This is a genomic window from Actinomadura sp. 7K507 (assembly GCF_004348425.1).
Lineage (GTDB): Bacteria > Actinomycetota > Actinomycetes > Streptosporangiales > Streptosporangiaceae > Spirillospora.
The window spans coordinates 1-22,592 of sequence record NZ_SMKK01000102.1 but is presented as its reverse complement, the minus strand read 5'-3'; the positions used below and the strand labels follow the sequence as shown (position 1 = coordinate 22,592).

Below are 22,592 nucleotides of genomic sequence, written 5' to 3'. Positions count from 1 at the left end.
AGTGTTCAGCCGCCCAGTGTTCACCCGCACAGCGCGATCACCTCGTTCTCGTGGGTCTCAAGGCGGTGCATTCCCACCCCGTCCGCCGGTATATGCACGCGATCGCCGCGAATCGCGACACGTCTCCCGTCGGGGCGGGCGAGCACGGTGCCGTCCGCCCCGGCCGCGATCAGCTCGCCGTCGACGCGGAGGAGGACGGGCGCGGTGAGCCCCGCGGAGATCGACGTCCGCCCGGCCGCGAGCGCCCCGAGGACGTCGCCTTCCTCCGCCAGGACCCAGGTGACGGGCTCCCCGAGGCTCTGGTACTGCGCCGGGTCGTGGAAGTCGCTGCCGCCGAGCGGGACGACGCCGCCGGACCGCCACACGTCCGCCCAGGCCAGCGGGGCGCCCCAGCGCCGGTCCCACCAGGACGGATGCCATATCTCGGCGAAACGGGGCCGGACCTCCTCGGGCAGCGGCAGGCGCCAGGCGCAGTCGCCGCTCAGCGGATGGTTGATCGACATCAGGCCGCCGCGCGCGTCGGCGAACGCGGCCCACTCGGCGCTGGGGCGCCGGAAGTCGACCCAGCCGACGTCGCCGAACACGTTGGCGTGCCCGAGGTCGGTCGTGACCTCCTGGCCGGGCAGCAGGACGATCCCCGCGTGCGCCTCGGCGGCGGGCAGTTCGGGATGGTGGCTGACGGTGTTGTGGTCGGTCACGGCGAGGAAGTCGAGGCCGCGGGACGCGGCGAGGCACGCCAGCTCGTGGACGGTGAGCGTCCCGTCGCTGTGGACGGTGTGGGAGTGCAGGTCGCCTGCGAGCCAGCGCATCCCGCCCGGCGCCGGCAGGTCGCGGCGCGGCGGACGTTCCGGCCGGGGAGGCGGTGTTTCGGCCGGGGGCCGGACCGGGGTGCTGGACGTGGTGACCGTCACCTCGTACGGGACGCCTTCGGGTGGTATCCGGTGTAGGCCGAGCCAGACGTGCCATGTGCCCGGTTCAAGCTCCCCCGGCAGGTATCCGGGCGTCGCCCACTCGGCGCTGACCGTGTACTGGCTACGCGCCCCACCCGACCAGCCTCGGAATCCGTCCGGCCCTTGGCAGCCCAGATCGATGACACCGCCGTCATAGGACAGCTCCACCGTGACCGATGCCGTCCCGGGCGGAACGTCGAAGGGCAGTTCGCGGACCCCCTGTTCGAGGCGGTCCTCCAGGCTCCAACGCCCCCGATGCACGGTCATGCACGTCCCCCGTCCTTGGTCAGCGGCGTCATTCTCAGGTCCTCCGATCCCGTGACCAGCTCGCCGTCCCGGTAGAGAAGTACCCGTCCGGGACGGGGCCGCGCCCATCCCGTGGACCCTGGTTCCGGCTCGCGGTCCTCCCCCACGACCACGTGCAGGGGCTCGCCTTCCACGTCCAGAGTCACCAGCGAACTCCCGCCAAGGTGCTCTACGACGGACACACGTCCGCTGAACGCGCCGTCTTCCGGGCTGTCGCTGTAGTCCAGATACTCGGGTCGTACCCCGCACACGACCGACTCCCCCACCGTGATGTGCGCTCGCGCCTCCGCGGGCACCGGCAGTTCGGTCCCGGCAACGGCGACGACGCCGTCAGCCACCTGACCAGGCAGCAGGTTCATGGGCGTCGATCCGATGAACGACGCCACGAACAGGTTGGCGGGACGCCGGAAAACCTCTACAGGCGTGCCGAGTTGGCGGATACGTCCCTCCTCCATGACCGCGATCCTGTCGGCGAGGGCGAGCGCCTCCGCCTGGTCGTGCGTGACGAACACCGTCGTGACGGCGAGTTCCCGCTGCAGCCGTTTGAGGAACGTCCTGGCCTCCAGGCGGAGCCGCGCGTCGAGGTTGGAGAGGGGCTCGTCCAGCAGGAAGATCCGCGGTTCGGCGACCAGCGCGCGGGCCAGCGCGACCCGTTGCTGCTGCCCGCCGGAGAGTTCGCCGGGGCGGCGCTGCTCCAGCCCCGCCAGCCCTAGGACCCGCACAGCGTCGTCGGCGCGCTCGTACCGCGTGGCCCGGCTCAGCTTCTTGATGCGCAGCGGGTAGGCGATGTTGTCCAGGACGGTCATGTGCGGGAAGAGCGCGTAGTCCTGGAAGACCATGCCGACGTCACGGCGGCCCGGCGGGACCCGTGTCACGTCGCCGCCGCCGAGACGGATCGTCCCGCCCGTCGCCGTCTCCAGCCCCGCGACCGTGCGCAGCAGTGTCGTCTTGCCGCAGCCGGACGGTCCGAGCAGCGCGAAGAACTCGCCGTCCGCCACGTCGAGGTCGAGGGCGTCCAGGGCCCGCACGCCGCCCGGATAGACCTTCGTCAGCTCCCGGATCGTGATTGCCGCCATCAGCGCTTGATCCCTCCGTGGAAGCGGAAGCCGTACCGGCGGCTCACGAACAGGTACATGAGCACGACCGGCAGGGAGTACAGCAGAGAGAACGTGGAGATCAGGGCCAGGTCCGGCTGGCCGCCCTCGGTGTAGAACGTGTACATGATCACCGATGCGGGGGCCTTGTCCGGGTCGCGCAGCAGCAGGAACGGCATCAGGAAGTCGCCCCAGACCTGCGCGACCGTCCATACCGTGACGGTGGCGAGCCCCGGCCGGATGACCGGGACGACGACGTGCCGCAGGATCTGCAGCGGCGACGCCCCGAACACCCGCGCGGCCTCCTCGTAGGACGTGGGCGTGGCGTCGGTGAAGTCCTTCAGCAGGAAGATCGCCGCCGGGAGCAGTCCCCCGGTCAGCACCAGGATCACGCCGAGCCGCGAGTCGATCAGGTTCAGGTTGAAGGCCAGCAGGAAGACCGGCACCATCGCGGCCGTCCCGGTGATGATGGACGACAGCAGGAGCAGGACGTAGAGGAGCGCGTCCCGTCCGGGCAGGCGGACGCGGCTCAGCGCGTACGCGGCCAGGGCGGCGGCCGTCACGACGAATGCCGCCGTGCCCGCGGCGAGCAGGATCGAGTTGCGGATCGACGCGAGCGCGTACGGGTTGTCCAGCAGGACCTGGAAGTTGCGCAGGGTGAACTCGGGGAGCGACGCCGAGATGCCCGGGTCCGCGTCGAACGGGGTGAAGGCGAGCCAGAGCAGCGGCAGCGCGAAGAACCCGAGGACGGCCGAGACGAACGTGGCCAGCCCGATCCTCCGCAGCACCTCGCGGACGGTCTCGTTCACGCGACCGCCTCCTTCGGCCGGCGGGCCCGCAGCGCACGCAGGTAGAGCAGGGCGATCACCAGATTGATCAAGATCATGAGCAGCGAGATGGCGGCGCCGAACCCGAGCCGCCCGTCGCCGAGCGCCGTCCGGTACACGTACACCGACATGATCTCCGAGCGTCCGTCCGGGCCGCCCGCCGTGATCAGGAACGGCGTGAAATCGTTGAACGTCCACAGGCTGATCAGCAGGAGACTCGTCAGGATGTGCCCGCGGATGCGCGGGAACACGGCGTCCCGCAACGTCTGCGGCGTCGAGGCGCCGGCGAGCCGCGCGGTCTCCAGATGGGACGGTGGAACGTTCCCGAGCGCCGCGCCGTACAGCATCATCGAGAACGCCGTGCCGCGCCAGACGTTGAACACGATGATGCACGCCATCGGATGGTCGAGCAGCCATGCGGTGCCGGGCGTGCCGAGCAGCGCGTTGAGGGTGCCGCCGTCGCGGTCCAGCAGGGCGATCCACAGGAACGCGATGACCGAGGACGGCAGGATCCACGCGAGCAGCACCAGGCCCTCGACCAGGCGCCGCACCGGGCCCGACCGGTCGCGCAGGACCCACGCGATCGCGAACCCCAGGACGGTCTGCCCGATCACCGCGGACCCGACGACGAACTGGAGCGTCAGCCACAGCGACCGGCGGAAGTCCCCGTCGGTGAGGACGTCACCGTAGTTGTCCACCCCGACGAACCGCGGGTCGCTCGCCGCGATGCCCGTGAGCCGGTAGTCGGTCGCGCCCAGATACAGCGTCCAGAGCGCGGGGAACACGAGGAAGACCGCGATGATCACCAGGGCAGGGGCGACGAACGCGGCCGCGCGCCCCCGCCCCAGCCCGGCCGCGTCGTCCCCGGTGGACCGCGCGGCCGGACCGGGGCGGCGGACGTCACCGCGCGGTGACGTTGGCGGCGCCACCGACGATCCCTTCGAGCTTCTCGGTGTACTCGGCGGCGGCCTCCTCCGGCGTCTTGCCCGACACCACGGCGGCCGTGGCCTCCTGCAGCGCCGTCGAGACCTGCGGGTAGACGGCGAGACCCGGACGGTAGGACGTGATCGGAAGGATCTTCTCCGACACGAACGTCAGGAACGGGTCGTCCGCGAGGATCTGCTTGTTCACGTCCGTGCGGGACGTGATCTCGGGCGTGCCGGCCGTCCGCTTCTTGATCATCTCCGCGGAGTTCATGAAGGCCAGCAGCTCGAACGCCTGCTGCGGGTAGTCGGTGTTCGGGTTCAGGACGGTCACCGACCCGCCCGACATGCTCACGAACGACTGCCCGCGCACGCCCCGGGCCGGGGAGACCGCGGGGATCAGGGCGTAGCCGACATCCTCGTCGCGGGTCTTCATCTTCGCGACGCCGGTCTCCGGGTTGATGACGTCCCGCCAGAAGTAGTCACCCTCGGCTAGGATCCCGATCTTCCCGGCGGCGAACTCCTCGAACGACTTGTCGCGTCCCTTGGCCTCCTGCTGGAGCTTCGGATCGCCGAGCCCGTCGCCGCCGTAGATCTGCGCGTACAGGGCGAGAACCTGCTTGACGGCCTGGCCGCCGCCCGTCCACTTGCCGTTCGCGTAGATCTCGGCGCCCGCGCCCGCCAGCAGCGGCAGGAAGCCCTGCATGGTGGTCGCCTCGCCCATCGCGGTGCCCGCGTTCAGCTGGATGGGGGTCACGCCCGGGAGCCGCTTCAGCGCACGCGCCGCCGCGATGATGTTCTCCCAGCTCTCAGGCTGCCAGTCGGCGGGGAGACCGGCCTGCTCGAAGAGCCTCGTGTTGTAGAACAGTAGGCGGCCGTCGGTCGCGGGCGGGACGCCGTAACGCTCGTCCTCGAACGTCGCCGGCTTCTGGACCGACTGCGGGATCTGCGTCCAGCCGTCCCAGGCGCCGGCCGCGGAACCGGCCACGGCCGCCAGCGGCTCGATGTACCCCGCCTGCGCGAACTCGCCGACCCAGATCCCGTCGACGTCCATGATGTCGGCTCCCGACCGGGACTTCAGGTCGAGCGCCAGCTTCGTCTTGTAGGCCTCGTCGTCCACGCCCTGGCCCTGGAACGTCACCTTGGCGGTGACGCCCTTCGACTTCTGCGCGGCGACGAACTCCGGGATCACCGTCTTGGTGATCCACTCCGCCTCTTCGGTGTTCTTGCCGCCCTCGATCGCGTTACGGGTGATCGTCAGGGAGAAGCTCTCGGCATCCTTGTTCCGGTCGGGATCCGTCGAGGATCCGCCGCCGCCGCATCCCGCGAGCATCCCGCCCGCCAGCACGAGCGCGGCCGCCGCGCCGATCCGCCTTCTGGAGAAGTCCACGATGACCTCCTAGAGCGTCACCCTGAACGTGAACGAAGAATCCGATCATGTAAAGACCCCGGAGATCCCTTCCTGGTCAGGGGTCCATGAGTTCGGCGGAACGGGCGGCGAACGCCTCCATCGCCTTGGCGGTGATCGGGCCCGGCGCCACCGGGAGGACCGTCCCGTCCACGGCCCGGATCGGCTGGACGTCCCGTGTCGTGGACGTCAGGAACGCCTCGTCCGCCCGGTACAGGTCGTCCAGCGCGAGGTCCTCCTCCTCGCCGCCGCACCATTCCAGCGTCAGCGCGCGCGTCACCCCGGCCAGGCAGCCGGACGCCAGCGGCGGCGTCACGAGCCGCCCGCCCAGGACGACGAAGATGTTGCTGCCCGTCCCCTCGCACAGGTCGCCCGCGGTGTTGGCGAAGACCGCCTCGCCTCCGCCGCGCTCCTTGGCGTAGGCGAGGGCCAGGGCGTTCTCCGCGTACGACGTGGTCTTGAGGCCCGACAGCGCGCCCCGCTCGTTGCGCGGCCACGGCACGACCGTCACGTCCGCCGTCGCCGGGAACGGGTCCTGCGGCCCCACGATGATCGACACGGTCGGCCCGGCGTCGCCCCGGGCCGAGCCGAGCGGGCCGGGACCGCTGGTGTAGGTGATGCGGATACGCGCGAGCGGCCACTTCGGCGCCGCCGCCAGCACCTCCAGGGTCCCCTGGGCCAGGGCGTCGTGGTCGGGCTCGGGCAGGCCGAGGCCGGCCGCCGAACGGGCCAGCCGCCGCAGATGCCGGGTCAGCGCGAACGGCTCCCCGTTCGCCGCCTTCACCGTCTCGAAGATCCCGTCGCCGACGAGCATGCCGTGGTCGAAGACCGACACCACCGCCCGCTCGGGGTCGAGCAGTTCCCCGTTCAGCCAGATCCTGGCCTGCTCCGTCACCGGAAGCCACCTCCAAAGAGCGCCGGGAGCCCGCGTCCACCCAGCCGATGGCCCCACAGTACGACCCCTAGGGGGAGGGTACGAGTCCATCGGGCGGGTTCACGCCAGCACGCACCCGAACGAATCCGCCAGCCCCCTGTGCCCCGCCTCGGTCACGGCAAGCGCGCGTCGCGTCGTCCCCCGCTCGAACCAGCCCAGCTCGATCATCCGTCCCGTCAGCGCCGCCCCGAGCGCCCCGTTCAGGTGCGGCCGCCGCTCCGTCCAGTCCAAGCACTCCCACGCGAACCGGCGGCGCGCCTCCCGCAGCGCCGCTATGTCCAGCCCCAGCGCCTCGAAGCGCTCCCGCCCCTTGGACGTCACCTCGTAGGCGTCCTTACCGCCGGATTCGATGAGCCCGCCGTCGACCAGGGCCGCGAACAGGGCCACCCCCGCCTCGCCGGCCAGGTGGTCGTAGCACGTCCGCGCCGCGTGCAGCCGCCGCGCGTCCCTCGACTGCCGCAGGCTCCGCACCTCGACCGGCGGGCTGATCCGCGACAGCGCCTCGATGACCTGCGCGACCTCACTCCCCCGCAGCCGGTAGTACCGGTGCCGCCCCTGGCTGACCACCGTGACGAGCCCGCCGTCCAGCAGGCGTCCGAGATGCGCGCTCGCCGTCGGCGCGCTCACACCCGCCGCCCGCGCCAGTTCCCCCGCCGCGAGCGGCCGCCCGTCCAGCAGCGCCGTCAGCATCGCCGCCCGTGCCCGGTCGCCGAGCAACGCCGCGACCGGCGCGAAGTCCACGTGGTCCGTGCGCATGACCCGACCCTAGGCGACCCACGTTTCGCCTCCCGCCGAAGCATCCCGCCGCGCCCCGCCGGAAACCCGGTTTGGGGAACCGCCTCGAACGCGCTAAGGTTTTCCACGTCGCCACAGGGCGCACGCGGAAGTGGCTCAGGGGTAGAGCATCACCTTGCCAAGGTGAGGGTCGCGGGTTCAAATCCCGTCTTCCGCTCTGAGGGGCCTTTCCGGCTATGACCCAGAAGGTCTCCTTCTGGTGGAGTGGCCGAGAGGCGAGGCAACGGCCTGCAAAGCCGTGTACACGGGTTCAAATCCCGTCTCCACCTCAACGCCGTACCTCCCCCGGAGGCCACGGACGGGCGATTAGCTCAGTGGGAGAGCGCTACCTTGACACGGTAGAGGCCACTGGTTCAATCCCAGTATCGCCCACCGATTAAGCCCAGGTCAGGCGTTGGAGCCCGACCTGGGCTCTTCCGTTTTGACGCAGTTGAGCGCGAAACCGGGAGCAAATCGGGAGCACGCTGCTCCCACCCCTCCCCCGGACTACCCGACCATGGGTAGTGGCCGCCCGGGAGCACGCTGCTCCCCCATCCTCCAGGCCGCTACTTCCTATAACACGAGAGCGCTCCACCCGGCAGCGCGCTGGTTAGTCCGCCTGCAGAGTGGGCGGGCTATCCTGGCCTTCCTTGCAAGCCGCGACGCCCCGAGGCCCGGCTTCCCTGAACGCGCGCCCAAGCCCGATGCCCCAAGAGTGTGGCATCGGGCTGGTCACTATGTCGGGGTCAGCCGCGCCAGCGACGTTGCAGCCGGGTGACCACCCGCTTGCGCATGGCGTCGGTGACATGGCTGTAGACGCCCTGGATGCCCTTCATCTTGTGGCCCATCCGTTCGTGTTTGATGACTTCAGGCAGGTCCAGTTCGTCCAGCACGGTCTTGTGGTGGTGCCGCAGACCATGGAAGACCGTCCCGGTCAGAATCGGCGGGTCCTCCCCCGATGGGCCAGGAGCTCCGTCGCAGACGGGACGCCAGATGCGGCGGGCGAAATGGGAGCGGCGCAGCCATCCTCCTTGCGGGGCGACGAAGACCTGGTCGTGGTCGTGGCCGGACATGGCCTCCTCCAGCAGTTCAGTCAGGAAGGGCGGCAGATCGATCCGGCGGGCGGCAGCCGGGCTTTTAGGCGGCCCCAGCCACAACTGAGCGCCGACCTCATGCAGGGCCCCGACCTCGGGGTCGATCTGGATGTATCCGTCGCTAGTGCGGCAGTTGCCGCGGGCCAGCCCGGCCAGTTCCCCCCACCGCATCCCGGTCCACGCCGCAGTGATCACCATGATCTCCATGTTCCGGCCGCCCCGCTGCCGGACCCGTTCACAGATCCGCCCAACCTGCTCGGCCGTGGGGACCGGGCGGCTCTTACCCGCACGGTCATGGTGGAAGGCCAGGTGACCGAGTCTGAGTCCCTGGATGGGGTTGTGAGCGATCATGCGTTCTTCGACGGCTTCGGTCAGGACGATCGACAACAGGGTGACGATCCCGCTGACGGTGCTCGGCGCATACCGTGCCGACAACTCCTGCGCCCACTGCTTGACCGCCATCCGCCGGATGGCGTCCAGGCCAACGTCACCGAAGGCGGGCACGATGTGGGCGTCGAGGTAGTGGTCGTACTTGGCGCGGGTGCTGGGAGCCACCGGGTGGGAGTGCCGCCAGGTTTGAGCCCACTCGGCCAGGTTGGTGCGCGCGGTGTTGGGGTCGATGAACTGACCGCGCCGCACGTCGGTTTCCATCTCCTCGGCTGCCTCGGTGGCGGCCGTTCTACTGGGGTGTTTGTCCGGGCTGGTGTGGACGGTTCCGTCTGCGTCGCGGTAGCGGACGCGGAACCAGGGGCCGCGTTTTTCTACCCATGCCATGAGTTGCCTCCCGTGCCTGCGTGTCTGCTTGGTGCCGGGGTGGGTGATCCCGGTTGGGGCCATGGACGCTCGGCTGTCCGCCCGGCCTCAAGTCGGGACCGGTCAGCGGCGGGACGGCCGCCACCGGGCGGGCCGCGCACCAGCAGCGACGATCGCTTCCAAGTCAGCGCGGGAAAACCGCAGGTGCTTGCCGACAAAAGTGCACGGCACATCTCGTGCCGCGGCTTTGCGACGCAGCCACGACTCCTTGACCCCCAGCAGCTCGGAAGCCTCCCACGGGGTGTACAGCAGCGGATCCCGGTCACTCACCGCTCGCCACCTGCCCGGCCAGGTGCGAGTCGGTTACCAGGATGTGGACGTAGCGGACGTCGCCGGCGATGACCGCGACGCTGCCCAGCGGCGCCCTGCGCGGCGGCATCGTCGAGGTTGACACGTGCCAGAGCGGCCCAGCCCGGTTCGAGTTCGATCCCGACCGCGATGCGTGCCAGGCAAGCGGCTTCAACCAGGGGGATGCCAAGGCCGCACATCGGTCCAGCACGACCTCGCCGGGCCCGGTGCAAGTAGGAATGGCGATGGCAGCCACGGCGGACAACATCTTGGCCGGGTGCGCGGTCGAACCGGGCAGGTAGCGGCCGCGGCGCTGGGAGGCAGCCGGTCGCTGCGCACACGCCGACATCGGAACCGGCTCGCTGACTACGGGAGGTCCGGGTCTTGACCGGGGGCGGTCGCCGGGAGGGCAGGCGTTTTGGGGATGTTCAGGAGTGTGGGGCATGACGGGTGCTTCTGCGCGTCCACCCGTTCCTCGGACGGCACGCCGCACAGCTAACCGCACGAGTTAGGCACTTCTTAGGCACTCGCTTAGGCGTGCCATCGGCAAAGGCTAGGCACGGCCATAAGCGCACAGCCCAGCACTATTGGGCCCCGGGAGTGTGCATAGGCGCGCGTGGGTGCGTCTGCTCGTCGCCTCCGGTTCACCGGCTACCCCCGCCTCACCTGGGGTAAGGACCGGTCGTCTGGGGAGCAGTGTGCGCAAGTTCGAATCCTGCAGGGGGCACTCATCAGATCTGCGCAGCCGCTGTCGGCCGCACGCCGATGACCTGATCAAGCGTGCTGCTGGAACACGGTCATCGGGTCGATATCCCTCTGACGAGCGCGCAAGGTCCGCAGCGTGGAGATGCCCTGCACGCTGTCCGCCGACAAGCTCCGGAAGTGGTCCACGACGGGGACGCGGCGTGCCGTGAGTGTGCTGCAACCCGGTCAGGACCTGTACCGGCGGATGGCCAGAATTCTGGTCGGGCTGAAACTAACCACTCCAAACACCGCACGCCGTCGGTGGCGGCGACCCTTGTCGGCGCCCTGGCCCCCGACCGGCCGTCCGATGACATCCAGGTGCTAGAGCCACTGGGCCATCCGATCCATGTTGGCGACTTCCCGGCAAGGCTCCCGGTCGGACGCGTCACCGAGACCTGCCTGTGGCCACGGATCTCGATCCTGCCCCCACACCCAGACCTGGCACACTCTGGTCCACGAGCTACGCGATCTTGAAGACCGGGTCCGTCGGATCGCCCTGCCGGTGTTGATCGCGGGCACCACAGACGTCAGGCCGCTACCGCCCCACCTCGACATCGAGGTAGTGGGTGGCGTGTCGGCCCCTCATGCTGTCGTAGGTCGTCACTATCCTTACGGAAGATTTGGGTGGAACTAACCATTTAGGAGCGCGGTGTCGCTTTCTCTGCCAGCAACCCCCGAGTGGGGCTTTCCTGCGGGTTTTGGCGTGCCGGTGTTCGGCCTGAAGGTTGCAGAATGGCCCGACGCCGACCTCGCCGGCGTTGCCCCGGTAAATCGGTGGCGGGAGCGACCGGACAAACTCAAGACCGTTAGTGAATTGGATGCGGACAAGCTGCGTCCGCGTAACCTCCTCGCCCCGGACGCGTTTCTGATCCGGCGTGGCCTGGAAGTCCCGCACGAGGGCCGATCGCTTATGAGCTACGACTGCCAACCCCTTTACAAGTTCGACGATGCCAGGCCCAAGCTCAACCTGCCCACCGACGAGGACGTCACCACGGACTACCACGGCTCGGTCGCCTGGGCCCGCGACACCCTCCAGGACCCCCGCGCCGTCATCTTGACCATCAACACCGTCGGAACCTTCAAGGAAGCTGCGGCGGGCGAACTCGAGCTGCGACCCTGCGTGTGCGAGATCGTGGTGATGTCGATGACCGGACGGCTCGTCGTCAACACCCCGGTGGATCCTCAATGGGGCCGGTACACGGGCCGCAGGCTGTCGGCCTACGGACTGACCCGGGAGGCCATGGAAGACGCAGGTCCCTTCGACGAGGTCTTCTTCCGCAAAGTTCTGCCCGCCATCGCCGGACGGCGAGTGATCTGCCTGAACAGGGCAAGCACATACGCCACGCTGTACTGCGACCTCGAGTACACAAGTGTGCCCGGTGCGCCGCTGCCGGCCGGGGTGATGCGTGCCGAACACGGCCCCATCCTGGACATCCTCGACCGGTCGCAGTGGGAGTGCCTGCGGCTGCGGGCATCGCTGCACCAGCGGGTCTGGGACGCGTTCCGGCGGCGTCCTCTTCCCGTAGAGGTCGGCGCCATGCTCAGCGAGGCGGATTCCCCGCTTTCGGCCGAGCACAGGGCCCGAGCGGTACTGGACGGTGTGAAACAAATCGCACAAGCCGGCCTGGACGAACTCGTCAAGCCCGTGCTTCGCAACCGCGCGGACTACGCCCGCACCATGGTCAACCGGCCCGTCCGAGATCCAGTCATGCGCGCCCGCGTCATCGAGCGCAGCAAGGGCAAGATCGGCCAGCCGCGATGCGAGAACCCCAAGTGCAACGACACGGGCTACCTGGACGACGTCACCCCCAAGGGCGAACCACTACTCGAAGTGGATCACATCATCGGGTTCGCCGAGCACGGGATCGACGACATCTCCAACATGATCGCGTTGTGCTCCAACTGTCACGCTCGCAAGACCAGAGGCAGCAGGCACGAGGAACTGAGCGAACTCTTCGCCGGGTACGTTGCCGACCTCTACCGTTGACGATCATGCCGGAGTGCTTGACCTGACGATCGATCGCCGCCGTGATCGTCGCACCCCCGAACGGTCTCAGGCGTCGGGATCGAGGTCATGTACGGCTTCCAGGATCCGCATGGCGTGGGCGGCTTGTTGAGGGAGGACGCCGTTGCCCAAGGCTCGGAGTTGCGCGGTGCGCGGCAGGCCCAGGTCGGTGACCCAGCCGTCGGGGAGGCCCATCATCCATTCGACGAATCGGGGGCTCAGGCGTGGTCGGCCACCGCGACCGAGTTCGGTGGGCGGCGGGGCGGACCGGCCGAGGATGTGCCTCCACCGGTCGATGGCGGATTCGTACGGTCCCCACTGCGGTGTCCCGGCCGTGGCTGGGTGATCTGTATCACGGCTGACGGGAGGGTCAGGTCGCCCTTGGAGCCGCGCTGGTTCGGGCTGCCCTTCGTCCCGTCGGTCGCCTTGGGCGTCGGCAGCAACGCCCGTGACCGACATGCCGGGGAGACGTCGTCGACTCGGGGAACCGAAGGCATCAGGGCTCGGGCCACATCGCTCAGCAGTGGACTGCCCCTTCTCATCGCTGTCCGGCTGGCGCCTCCTTTCCCGTCGCGGACCAGCGGTGTGGGAAGGAGCCGGTGGCAGGCCACGTCGTTCAGGTTCACCTGCTGGCCGCGAGCCCTGCGACTGTCCGGGTTCACCGCTCCATGGCCATCGCGCGCCTGCGGGGTGGGCAGCAACGAAGACCCGTTCGCGGCGGTGCGGCGCGCCGACATCCGCAGCTCGTAGGCTGCACCAGACCGCGTCATACCCAGCTTCGGCCAGGTCGCCGAGTACACGGCAGAGCCCCCGTGCACGGAGCGCGGCGACGTTCTCCACAACGAGGAGACCGGGTCGTAGGACGCGAACTGCCTCCATGACGTTGAACCAGACACTGCTGTGTGCTCCCTTCTCGATTCCGTGTCGTCGTCCGGCGGCGCTGATGTCCTGGCAGGGGAATCCCGCCGTCAGCACGTCCACCGGCTCGGCGGCGTGCCAGTCGAGGGTGGTGATGTCGCCCAGGTTCGGTACGTCGGGGAATCGAGCGGCGAGGATCTTCCGCACATGCGCATCGTCGTCGGCGCACCATGCCAGCCGGCCGCCGCCGAAAGCGGCGGCTACGCCGAGATCCAGACCGCCGTAGCCGGTGCACAACGATCCGATCCTCGGCAGCCCGGAACGGGTGTTGGCCAATACTGGGTGGTGTGTGACGGGGGTGGCCGTGGGGGTCAGACGGAGCTGATCCTGGTGATCGCCACAGGATCGGTTGCGGCGACGAAGGCGATTCGGGTTGTGGGGCATGACGGGTGCTTCTGCACATCACCCGCTTTGGGACGGCACGTGTGCCAGTGAACCTGGCGACGTAGGCATTTCTTGGGCAGGCGCTTGGGCACCCGACCGGCATCCTTTGGGCGCTCCAGACCAACTACCGCGCGGCGGCTGGGCAGGCCCGACGGCACGCCTCCTGCCGCGCAAGGGAGTTTTGTTAGGACTTGTCTCGGACTAGTGGTAAACAGCCCAGGACTCGGTATCGGCGATCTCCTGGAGGCTCCGGTGGGTGAGTGCGAGCCGGTCGCAGCACGACAGAGTCCAGACGGCTCCAGCTAACTAACGATGCTGTTGGTGATGTAAAGCAGTTTACGGACGGCGGGGGTGAAGACCAAGAACGGCTGAAGCGTTCCCAGGCCTCCAAAACCTTCACACTCTGAGGGTAAGGGTAGCTGCCGCCGAGGTCGGCGTCGGTCGACCCACCGCCTTGTCACCCACTGCAGCAATTTAACGGATAAGCGACTACCGACCGGCGGTCGAACTGGGAGATGGCAGGGGGACAGTCAGGACTTGAACGCGATGGCCAGCGATTTCGCCGGTGGCGACGATCTCCGAGCAGAGCGCACGCAGGGACTTCCAGAGCATCGCGCCTTGATAGTGCTCGATATCCGCAGGGACGTGGTCGAGCAGGCCTCGCGAGCAGACCACGATTAGCCTGTCTTGTGCGCGGGAGAACGCGACATTAGACCGGTTGAGGTCGAGGAGGAATTCAGCGGTTGTTGCAATGGCGGAGGGGTCGCTGGCGGTGCCTGAGACCAGAACGATCGGTCGTTCACCCCCTTGAACGCGCTCAACGGTGTCGATGACGTCCACGGGACCTGCTGGTCCGGCATGGATGCTCAGCCGGCTTGTCAGAAGCGCACGTTGGGCGCGATGCGGCGTGATGACAGCGATGCTGCCCGGATCGAGGCTCGGGGCCTTGGCAAGCAACGACTCGATGATCTCTGCCTCGACCTCGTTTGCTTGCCGGGATGCGTGTTCGTCGTGCAGTACGAGGAAAAGGCCGCTGTCATCGGCCCAGGCCGCAGCCAGGGGATCTGCGAGCCACGACGCTGCGGAGGCGTGCGGCTCCAATACATGTGGCAGGGTCCGGGCGATCCCTTGGAGTTCGATCTCGTCGAGCCGGTAGAGACGGCTGATGAGTTCGACGATGAGCGGCGGCAATCGGAACGTATAACTGAGGGCGGATTGACTCACACTGCGCTCACCGACGGCTACATTTCCCGCAATTCTTCGGATGGCCTCATAAGCGCTAGTGAACGGCTGATAGAGAATGGCTGGAGGTCGGTCTTCGCGTTCCCAGTCGTGGGCCAGGATCGGAGAAAGTTGTCGGTGGTCACCCGCGAGGAGGATCTTCCCCTTCTGCTCGACGAGGCTCGCGAGTGCGAGGAAATGTGGGAAGACCATCATGCTGGCCTCGTCGACGACCAAGAGGGAGGTTTGGAAGCCCTCAGGGAGATTCTTCCAGGGCAGGCCGTTAGTGAGGGCTTTGGAGAGCTTGAGCAGGGCTCCTGTTGTCCCACCGAGGATGAGGACACCATCTTTGATGTGCTTGTTGACCTTCCTTACTGAGGAGGAGGCCAGGATCTGCTCGATGCCGTTGGTCGGGGACGGGTCGGGGTCTCTCGTGACGACCTTCGCAACATTGACGTTGGGCATGGGTAGTCCTGCCGAGAGCACGTGCTCGGCAAAGATAGGGGCAACGCCCTGTATGCGTTCCAGTAGGTTGTCCACAGCCGTGTGCGTGTTGGCCGCGACCAAGACGATCGTCCCACCGGGCGGAAGCTGGAGGCGGATGCGGGTCAGCACGGCGACAGCGGTGGTCATCGTCTTTCCCGTCCCAGGCGGGCCTTGGAGTAGTTGCACGGTGGTCTCAAGACCGGCCAGGATCGCCGTACATTGATCGTTGGCCAGCGCCCCCTTGGACAGCGGCAGCGTCCTCAGCAGACCCTCTTCATGCGTTCTCTGGACAGGAGGGACTTCTGGCGCAGATGGGATTGTCGGCCGCTCTGGGTCGAACCAGGCGACCACGTGCCCGCCAACGCGGGAACTCAATCGGCTCTCGACACGTCCAGCGACGAAATCGGTGATGCTCTCGTCGAGCGTGGCGTTGGCGAATCGTGCTCCCGGCCCGCGCGGCACACCGCTGGGGACGATGTAACGGTCCTCCGCGTAGCTAGGGATCGGCTCGAGCACGACTGCCCCGGTGCTCCAGTCGATGCTCTCGATGGAACAGGTCGTGGAGATGGCACTGAGCAACTGGCTCGGCGACTGCCCGCGGTCAGGGTCAGGGGCGCACGGTGCCACCCGGACGAAGTCGCCCTCCCGGTAGCGGCTACGCACGGCCAAGGCGGCCCGATCGATATCGAATCCTGCGCAGTCGATACGGGCTCGTAGCATCTTGCCGTCGAAGGTAACGTCCGCCAAGGGGAGCGTGCGACCGGTAGGGACGCGCGCTGCGGGAGGGACGAGGTGGTCGGATAGCCACTGCGCGCCGCGAACCCAGTGGTCAAGCCGCAAGAAGTCGATGGCTGCCGCGGATGCGTTCGCGACACCCAGGCTGTAGCGCTGGATATCGCCGATAGAGATTGGCGGTTTGACAATATCAGCATTCTTGAAGGCACAGCGTTCTTCGATCCACCGTAGGGCGTGGACCCGTGCTGTCAGATATGCCCGAAGCCGCTGGGGTTCGTTGATACGATTGTACCGCTCAATCGCCTTGCGAATGTCGGCCTTCTGCTCTGTGGCCGGGTCCGGAAGCGTCTGCCAGTAGGCACGCCAGTACGGAGCAGTCAGGGAGTCATGCCAGCGGCTGCGGATTTCGAACTTGTGCTTTACACCCTTCCCTGATCGCGCCCAACTACCGTCCGGATGAATGTCCAGATCGGTCTTAAAGTCGAAGATGTCCTGTTCCAGTGCGCGGTCGAGTTGGATGTCCTTGCCGCTTACTCGGCGAACCCAGTGGTACCGGTTGCCGAACCAGCGCAAGGAGGCCGCGACGACGAGGCCGCCGCTGGTCCAGCCGAGGGCGTATCGGCGGTGGACCTCCTGTTGGAGGCTGGTGTATATGAGCTGCTCCAAACTCTCCCTGCAGCCTAGGAGTTCGCGCAGGGCACCAAGGAGCCGGGAACTCGCGCGTGAGCATGCTTCGACGAGCTGAGTCATCTCCGAGGGCGACCACACGTAGAAGTGGATGGAGGCCTCGTCGTCGTCAGCGACGTCCGCGATCGCGTCGATGAGTTCGCGGATGAAGTTTTCCAGCAGCCCTCGCTCCAAGCCGGTGTCCTCTTCGTAACGGCCGGACCACTCCGAGCTGGCGATCTTCGCGACCGTCGTTCCCCGTAGCGGCCGCTCCTCGTATGCCTGTCGGTCGTCGGCGTCCCGCTGCCCGTCGAGCTTGAGGCGTTCGGTGACCGTGGAATTGGGCCGTCGGCTACCGTCGGGCCCCTGTTTCCATCCCGTGTGGAGCTGGCCGCCGCTATTGGTGATGTGCGCCGTCAGGGCGCCGACACGGTTCTCGGTGTAGTCGTAATCGACTGATAGGTACACGCGCACCAGCCTGCGGCCGTCTGTACCGTGCTCTGGGAGCAGGCTTTTCGGGGAGTGCGGGAGAGATGCCACCTCGAAGGCGTTCGGATCATCGTCTCCGCCCGGGAGGGTCTTGCGACGAGCACGAGCAGCCGCCGCCAGCCGGGGCAGATGCTCTTCGAAGGCATCGTCGCCGCGGAGGCGAGAAGCTTCAGGTCCGCTCAGGTCCAGAGCGGCTAGCGCGTCGAGGTCTTGGACGCCCGCTTGGCGCAACGCCCGGGCGGTTGCCGGCGCGACCCCGAGAAGTTCATGGCGGCGTTGCCGAGCACTCTCCGGAAGGCAGTGGACGTCGAACACACATCCATCGCACTTCGCGTCCAGCTGATAGCTCAGAGCGTCCAGGTCTGTGACGCTGTGAATGCGTGCGAGTTGGCCGTCGCTGGCGAGAAGCCGAGCAACGTCGGCGACCTCCATCTCCAGGTCGAGAGGGGGTAGGTCGAGGATGGCCTGGCTCTTGTTGGTGGCCTCATCGATCCGGGCTACGACACCTTCGACGTCATCGGGTCCCAGCAGGAACCCGCCCACGTTCAGTGGCGCCTCGGCGAGGAGGGTGTGAAGTTGTTCGTGGTAAAGGGCGGCCTGCAGGCGCTGGAAGGTCCGGTCTCGGCGGCTTGCCTTGCACTCGACGACTCGTAGGACAGGGCGCCCCGCCCGCCACAAGATGAGCAGGAAGCCGACACGCCCCTGGACGTGGAAAGCCCCGAGATCGGTCTCGAGCCGGACCTCGCGAGCATAGGCCCGCTCGCCTTGGCCGAGGGTTGCAGTCGCCGAGACGAAGGCGGCCCAGGACGGCGGGTCCTCATCACCCTCGGGTGGCATGGCAGTCTGGACCAAGTGCCGCAGGCCAGCTTCGTCGAGCGAGGCGGCCCATCCGTCCTCCCGTTTGCGCCCCTCTTGCTGGAGGACCGGATCCAGGGTGTTGAACAGCCTCTCGGCGAAGGGAAGTCGGCGTGCGGCACGCCGGTTGTCCATCGATAGCTTGAAGCGTCGCTCGCACGACCGGTAGCGGACGAATTCTCCGATCTCGCTTACGCGAACGATCGGCCGCTCTGGCCCCGTGCTTTCCTCCGGCATGTGCGCCCCCGCAGACATCGGCCTAGACCCCCATAATGGCGCGAGGCACTGACAGCCGGAGATAGTTTGTCAGGATCCGGGCAGACTCTCTCGGCGGGCGTCACCGACGGTCCTCACTTGGCGGGCCGGGACACGCCCTTGCTCGCTGGCCGGGTGCGCGTGGTGCTGCATTGAGAACGGGGGCGGCGGCTGATCGCCTAGGGGGCAAGTCCGGCCGCTGGGCGTGGGGCGGGGCCTTGACCGGTGCCGAGATGGGCCTGCTTGGGGCCGATCATGTGCCGGTAGCGCGGCGGGACTGGTACAGGCACCGTCGCTGGAGGAACGCTGGTGCAACTACGCTCGCGCAGCAGCATCGGGGGCGTCTGCCAGCGCCGTCCCCGGTCGATCAACTGGGACACGATGGCCCTGCCGACAACCTCGGCCAGCAGTGGTGGCGTGGCGTTGCCGCTCTGCCGAACCTGGCGGTTGCGGGTGCCAATCAGGTTCCAGTCGTCGGGGAAGCTCTGCAGACGCATCCGCTCGCGGACGGTGAGGGGGCGGTTGTCCCAATGGAACGGCCCCGAAGCCGGGCCAGGGCTGGCTGACAGCGTCCATGATGGACGGTCCTTTGCCAGTTTGAGCAGGAACGACCAATAGCGAGTCCGATAGCCGAAGATTTCCTCGCCACCGCCACGGACGGTCAGGTACTGGTAGTTTTCCCCCTCCGGGATGCTCGGCAGCAGGTCGGCCCAGGACCCCAGCGCTGTTGGAACAGCGTCCTCATTGAGGTCCCCGATCGCGTCCCAGGCCCGAACCAGCTGGTCGGTGTGCGTGGGCTCGGGGTACCGGAAAGTTCGGCCGTTGCGGGCGGCCACTGCGATGATGCGGCGCCGGTGCTGGGGCACCCCATAGTCGGCGGCATCAACCACTATCGCTGTCAAGCGATACCGCGTCCTGTTGTCCTTGTTGATCTCGGCCAGCCGCTCCTCGATATACGGCCGAGCCGACACTTGCCCGTGTAGGAAGCCAGCAACGTTCTCGATCACCAGCACACGCGGGAGGAAACGTTCAACAATGTCCAGCATCGCCATAATAGTGACCGCCCGATCATCGCGCATACCCAGGCGGCCCGTGTGCGCCCACTGCCCGGCCGTCGAGAACGGCTGGCAAGGCGGACCCGCGGCCAGAACGTCTAGCTCCCGCCGCCTAAGCCCGAGATCACGTGGTCGAAGCTTGGCGGCTGCAGCGATGATGTCACTTGTGTCGAGCAGCTTCCACCCGGGCCGATTCGCCTCCAATGTCCGCAGGCAGTCTTGATCCTTCTCAATGCAGCCGATCGTATGCAGGCCAGCTGCCTCCAGCCCGATATCGAGGCCCCCGGCGCCGGTGAAAAGCGAAAGCACTCCCCCAACGGACATCGCCACCTGCTCGCCCTCCACCCCGTCGACTCCTTCCAATGAGCCCTATGAGGACCCGGCGGCACAGGTGATGCGTCCCGCCAGCGTATCTGCACTCGGTAGAGCTCAGCGGTTCCGAGCGAGTTTGTCAAGGTCAACGGACCACCTGATGCTCATGCCAACACATCAGCTGTCGTATAACCTCGGCGCGGCCACATCGCCAGCCAGCCCGGATGGGCCGGGACCGCCTCAGCTGACCCTCAGAGTGACCCGGGACGGGGTTAGGGCTTCTTTGCCAGGGCGTGGAGCAGAAGAGTCCGGCAGCGATGTTCGCCACCGCGATGACCACGCCCAAGGTCGACGTGAATGCGCCGCTGCAAGGGTCACAAGCTCCGCCCCGTGCATCCCAGCCAGGTGCCCGACTGCGGCGGCTCCTCCGGCGACGAGCGTGATGGGATCGGGCATTCGCTCAGCCTTGCGTGTCCGGGCGATCGCGGACATGGATTCCGCCAAGACGCAGCCCTCCCGCTGAACTGGAGACGATGCGGACCAGCCCTGCCGCGACCTGTGATGGCCCGGTTGAATGACCGGGAGGCAGGGGTGACGGCGAACTCAGGGGACCGACGTAGTCGAGGGTCAGTGCACCCGGCGTTTCGGTGGAGGCAGCCCGCGGCCAGAGCCGGAACGACGGATGCTGCGGCGTGCAACCGGGTGCGCCGGCGGCGATGGCGTCCTCGGCAACAACGGCGGGGCAGCGCCCCAAGCGTCCCAGGCACCGGTACCGCGGCGGGCGCGCTTGATGTCGAACAGGGCGACGCCTACTGCACCGCCCACCAGCGACTTGGGCCACCTCGCCTTGCTCTTATCGGGGCACTGGATCTGATCCGGTGCCGCCAGACCGCCAGCGTGGCGGCGCTCCGAGGGGATGCACCGGGTGGTATCGGGTGCTCCACCAGCCACCACAGGCCGTGTCCCGTGCGGCGCTTGGGCCGGGCGGGCTGGCCCGGCTGCTGGTCGCCGTGTTTCGTCGGTCACCCGACCATCCTGCCGCGTGATGATGGCGATCTGGCCAGCAAGGGTCATCGTCACTGCGCCGTTCGTCCTGTTTCATCCAGTTTGACACAAGAGAAACTCTTTCGTCCCTTGTGTCGTAGCTGTCTGACAGAGAGGGCGACGCCGGTCCTGAGCTAGGTCGGCCGCATGCCCGGCGGCTTTTTGCCGCGGCGCAACAGGTCGGCTAGGAGTCGGTCGGTTTCCGGGTCGGGGTCGATGTCGAGGTCGTTGAGGCGGTAGGCCAGGAGTCGGTGGGTTCGGCGGACGGCGTCGAGGTTTCCGAGGTCGGCTTGCAGGCGCATGAGGTCGCAGGCGAGGGGTTCGGAGATGGGGTCGTGCTCGAAGGCCTGCTCGAGGACGGTCAGGGCGTCGTCGGGGTGGTCGGTCTTGAGGATGTTGGCCAGACGGACGAGGGCGTCGATGGCGGTGCGGCGGATGCGTTCACGTTCGCGTTCGGCCCATTCGTAGGTGAGGTCGTCGGCCAGTTCACCGGTGTAGAGGTCGGCGATGTGCCGTAGGGCGGGGACGCGGTCGGGGTCGTTTGCGGCGTTGGCGGCGGTTTGCAGGGCGCGCAGGAAGTGCCAGAGGTCGACGTCGATGAGGTTGTGGTCCAGGTGGTAGCGGCCGGCGGCGTAGGTGATGAACATCGGCTCGCGCAGGCTGGTGGTCTTGCGCAGGGTCTGCCGGGTGTTGTTGATCGCGGTGTGGAACATAGTGCTTCCGCCGCGAAGGTCGCGGTCTTGCCAGATCGCGTCGATGGCTTCCTCGCGGGTGGTGCCCTCGGGATGGAGGGCGAGGAAGGCCAGGAGGTCGCGGGAGATGCGGCGTAGGCCTGTGGTGATCTTGGCGTCGGTGGTCTCGACGCTGACCGGCCCGAAGATGCGGAGGCGTACGGGGCGCGACGTCTGGGCGTCCTTGATATCCGGCGACTGGAGGGTGGCTGGCGTGTTGGCCGGGTGTTCGTCGGAATCCTGGGGCGGTGCAGCGTCCTCGGCTGGCGGCGCGGGCGCGGCTTCGTCGGTGTCGCGGGCGGCACGGATGGTCTGGAGTAGTTCAGCGGTATCGGCCGGGGTCAGGTGGAAGAGCCGCGCGTTGGCCCAGGTGTCGGCGTGTGGGCCTTCGGCGTCCAGGACTTGGCCGTCGGTGTCGATGCGGCAGGTGGTGCCTGCCGGCCATGCGCCGAGCAGGACGCCTCCGATGCCGTAGCGTCCGGCGAGTTGCAGGGTGGCGTTCAGGGTCGGGGTGGAGTGTTCGGCGTCGTGGGCTGTGGCGATGAGCATGATGGTCGGCAGATGTTCGGCTGGGTCGGCGGCGCGCAACGCGGTCACGTGGGGTGCGTCGTAGTCGTTCATCATGCGGGCGCGGTGCACGACCTCGGTTTCCAAGTGGCGTAGCGCTGTGTCCAGGTCGGGGGTGACGACCAGGCCGGGAAGGGTGTTGGCGAGTTGGTCTGGGTGGTCGTTGGCTGGGGTGAACAGCGTCATGGCGGCGCGGCGCGTGGTCACCAGTTCGATCCGGGAGCGGTGGGCGCCGGCGAGTAGCTCGGTTGCCATTGCGCGGGCGACGTCAGTGGCGCCGGGGCCGTCCAGTCCCACGCTCAGCCCGGACAGGACCACGGTGAGCTGTTCAGCGTCGCGGATGCCGACCGTGAGGTGGGTCGGCGCCTCGGTGGTGAAGTCGGCGTCGACCAGTTGCACGTCCGAGGGTGGGGACTGACCGGTGGCGGCGTAGGTGTCCAGGTGGGCTTTGCGCAGGATGCGGATCGCTGGGGGTAAGGCAGGCTCGGGCTCGCCGACTGCGAGGTGATCGGGGTCCGGGGCTCGGCGACGGCGTCGACGCAGCCGCGCGGCGGCGACGGCGATGCTGATGGCGGCGGCCAGGCTCAGTCCGACGAGCGCGCCCGTGGGTAGCCGCACGCTGATGGGCGTGTTCGGCTGCTTGTCGGGTGATGACGGCGCCGTTGCCGCCGGCGGGGGTGTCGATGTGGGCGGGGCGTGGACGCCGCCGTGGGG

The 22,592-nt window shown here is 67.9% G+C and carries 15 protein-coding genes, 3 tRNA genes and 1 pseudogene; 4 read left to right on the top strand and 15 right to left on the bottom strand.

Annotation, left to right across the window (positions count from 1 at the left end; translation table 11 throughout):
- Positions 1 to 20: 20 nt before the first annotated feature.
- The 7 genes from E1285_RS23090 to E1285_RS23060 form a co-directional block, all read right to left on the bottom strand.
- Positions 21 to 1,217: a CehA/McbA family metallohydrolase gene (locus E1285_RS23090; RefSeq protein WP_132155404.1), complete on the bottom strand. Its 1,197-nt coding sequence runs from the start codon at positions 1,215 to 1,217 to the stop codon at positions 21 to 23.
- Entirely contained in the window at positions 1,214 to 2,332 is a 1,119-nt protein-coding gene (locus E1285_RS23085; RefSeq protein WP_132155402.1) for an ABC transporter ATP-binding protein, read from the bottom strand. Before E1285_RS23085 ends, E1285_RS23090 begins: the two co-directional genes overlap by 4 nt.
- A complete protein-coding gene (locus E1285_RS23080) occupies positions 2,332 to 3,159 on the bottom strand; it encodes a carbohydrate ABC transporter permease (RefSeq protein WP_132155389.1) in 828 nt (275 codons plus the stop codon). Before E1285_RS23080 ends, E1285_RS23085 begins: the two co-directional genes overlap by 1 nt.
- Positions 3,156 to 4,106, bottom strand: coding sequence for a sugar ABC transporter permease (locus E1285_RS23075; RefSeq protein WP_132155386.1), 951 nt, complete (start codon positions 4,104 to 4,106; stop codon positions 3,156 to 3,158). The genes E1285_RS23080 and E1285_RS23075 overlap by 4 nt, the downstream gene beginning before the upstream one ends.
- On the bottom strand, positions 4,078 to 5,490 hold the full coding sequence (locus E1285_RS23070) for an extracellular solute-binding protein (protein ID WP_243722990.1): 1,413 nt from the start codon (positions 5,488 to 5,490) through the stop codon (positions 4,078 to 4,080). The genes E1285_RS23075 and E1285_RS23070 overlap by 29 nt, the downstream gene beginning before the upstream one ends.
- Before the next feature lie 76 nt (positions 5,491 to 5,566).
- A complete protein-coding gene (locus E1285_RS23065; protein ID WP_243722989.1) occupies positions 5,567 to 6,403 on the bottom strand; it encodes an aminodeoxychorismate lyase in 837 nt (278 codons plus the stop codon).
- A gap of 99 nt (positions 6,404 to 6,502) precedes the next feature.
- Positions 6,503 to 7,198: a winged helix-turn-helix domain-containing protein gene (locus tag E1285_RS23060; protein WP_132155382.1), complete on the bottom strand. Its 696-nt coding sequence runs from the start codon at positions 7,196 to 7,198 to the stop codon at positions 6,503 to 6,505.
- A gap of 124 nt (positions 7,199 to 7,322) precedes the next feature.
- Here E1285_RS23060 and E1285_RS23055 point away from each other — a divergent pair.
- The 3 genes from E1285_RS23055 to E1285_RS23045 all read left to right on the top strand — a co-directional run bounded on the left by E1285_RS23055 (position 7,323) and on the right by E1285_RS23045 (position 7,609).
- A tRNA-Gly gene (locus E1285_RS23055) sits at positions 7,323 to 7,394 on the top strand.
- Between the two features lie 41 nt (positions 7,395 to 7,435).
- A tRNA-Cys gene (locus tag E1285_RS23050) sits at positions 7,436 to 7,506 on the top strand.
- A gap of 31 nt (positions 7,507 to 7,537) precedes the next feature.
- Positions 7,538 to 7,609: transfer RNA gene (locus E1285_RS23045), tRNA-Val, on the top strand.
- Positions 7,610 to 7,962: 353 nt separating this feature from the next.
- On the opposite strand, the gene E1285_RS23040 is transcribed toward E1285_RS23045, so the two are convergent.
- The 3 genes from E1285_RS23040 to E1285_RS48220 form a co-directional block, all read right to left on the bottom strand.
- Positions 7,963 to 9,084, bottom strand: coding sequence for a tyrosine-type recombinase/integrase (locus E1285_RS23040; protein ID WP_132155380.1), 1,122 nt, complete (start codon positions 9,082 to 9,084; stop codon positions 7,963 to 7,965).
- Between the two features lie 102 nt (positions 9,085 to 9,186).
- Positions 9,187 to 9,393 carry a helix-turn-helix domain-containing protein gene (locus tag E1285_RS23035; protein ID WP_243722988.1) on the bottom strand — a complete coding sequence of 69 codons (207 nt, stop codon included), beginning with the start codon at positions 9,391 to 9,393 and terminating at the stop codon, positions 9,187 to 9,189.
- Positions 9,386 to 9,517: a hypothetical protein gene (locus tag E1285_RS48220; RefSeq protein WP_279510086.1), complete on the bottom strand. Its 132-nt coding sequence runs from the start codon at positions 9,515 to 9,517 to the stop codon at positions 9,386 to 9,388. The genes E1285_RS23035 and E1285_RS48220 overlap by 8 nt, the downstream gene beginning before the upstream one ends.
- A 1,287-nt stretch (positions 9,518 to 10,804) precedes the next feature.
- On the opposite strand from E1285_RS48220, the gene E1285_RS23030 reads away from it, so the two are divergent.
- Positions 10,805 to 12,142, top strand: coding sequence for an HNH endonuclease signature motif containing protein (locus E1285_RS23030; protein ID WP_132155378.1), 1,338 nt, complete (start codon positions 10,805 to 10,807; stop codon positions 12,140 to 12,142).
- Between the two features lie 66 nt (positions 12,143 to 12,208).
- Here E1285_RS23030 and E1285_RS47505 read toward each other — a convergent pair whose 3' ends face one another.
- The 5 genes and pseudogenes from E1285_RS47505 to E1285_RS23010 form a co-directional block, all read right to left on the bottom strand.
- A complete protein-coding gene (locus tag E1285_RS47505; RefSeq protein WP_243722992.1) occupies positions 12,209 to 12,358 on the bottom strand; it encodes a hypothetical protein in 150 nt (49 codons plus the stop codon).
- Between the two features lie 501 nt (positions 12,359 to 12,859).
- A pseudogene (locus E1285_RS47500) lies at positions 12,860 to 13,462 on the bottom strand (DNA cytosine methyltransferase); the annotation flags it as partial.
- Positions 13,463 to 13,951: 489 nt separating this feature from the next.
- A complete protein-coding gene (locus E1285_RS23020) occupies positions 13,952 to 18,151 on the bottom strand; it encodes an AAA domain-containing protein (RefSeq protein WP_132155374.1) in 4,200 nt (1,399 codons plus the stop codon).
- Positions 18,152 to 18,348: 197 nt separating this feature from the next.
- Complete coding sequence (locus tag E1285_RS23015; protein WP_132155372.1) at positions 18,349 to 19,569, bottom strand: DNA cytosine methyltransferase; 1,221 nt, start codon at positions 19,567 to 19,569, stop codon at positions 18,349 to 18,351.
- A 1,145-nt stretch (positions 19,570 to 20,714) separates the two neighbouring features.
- The coding region (locus E1285_RS23010) for a BTAD domain-containing putative transcriptional regulator (protein WP_207946744.1) at positions 20,715 to 22,592 on the bottom strand (1,878 nt) is incomplete at its 5' end.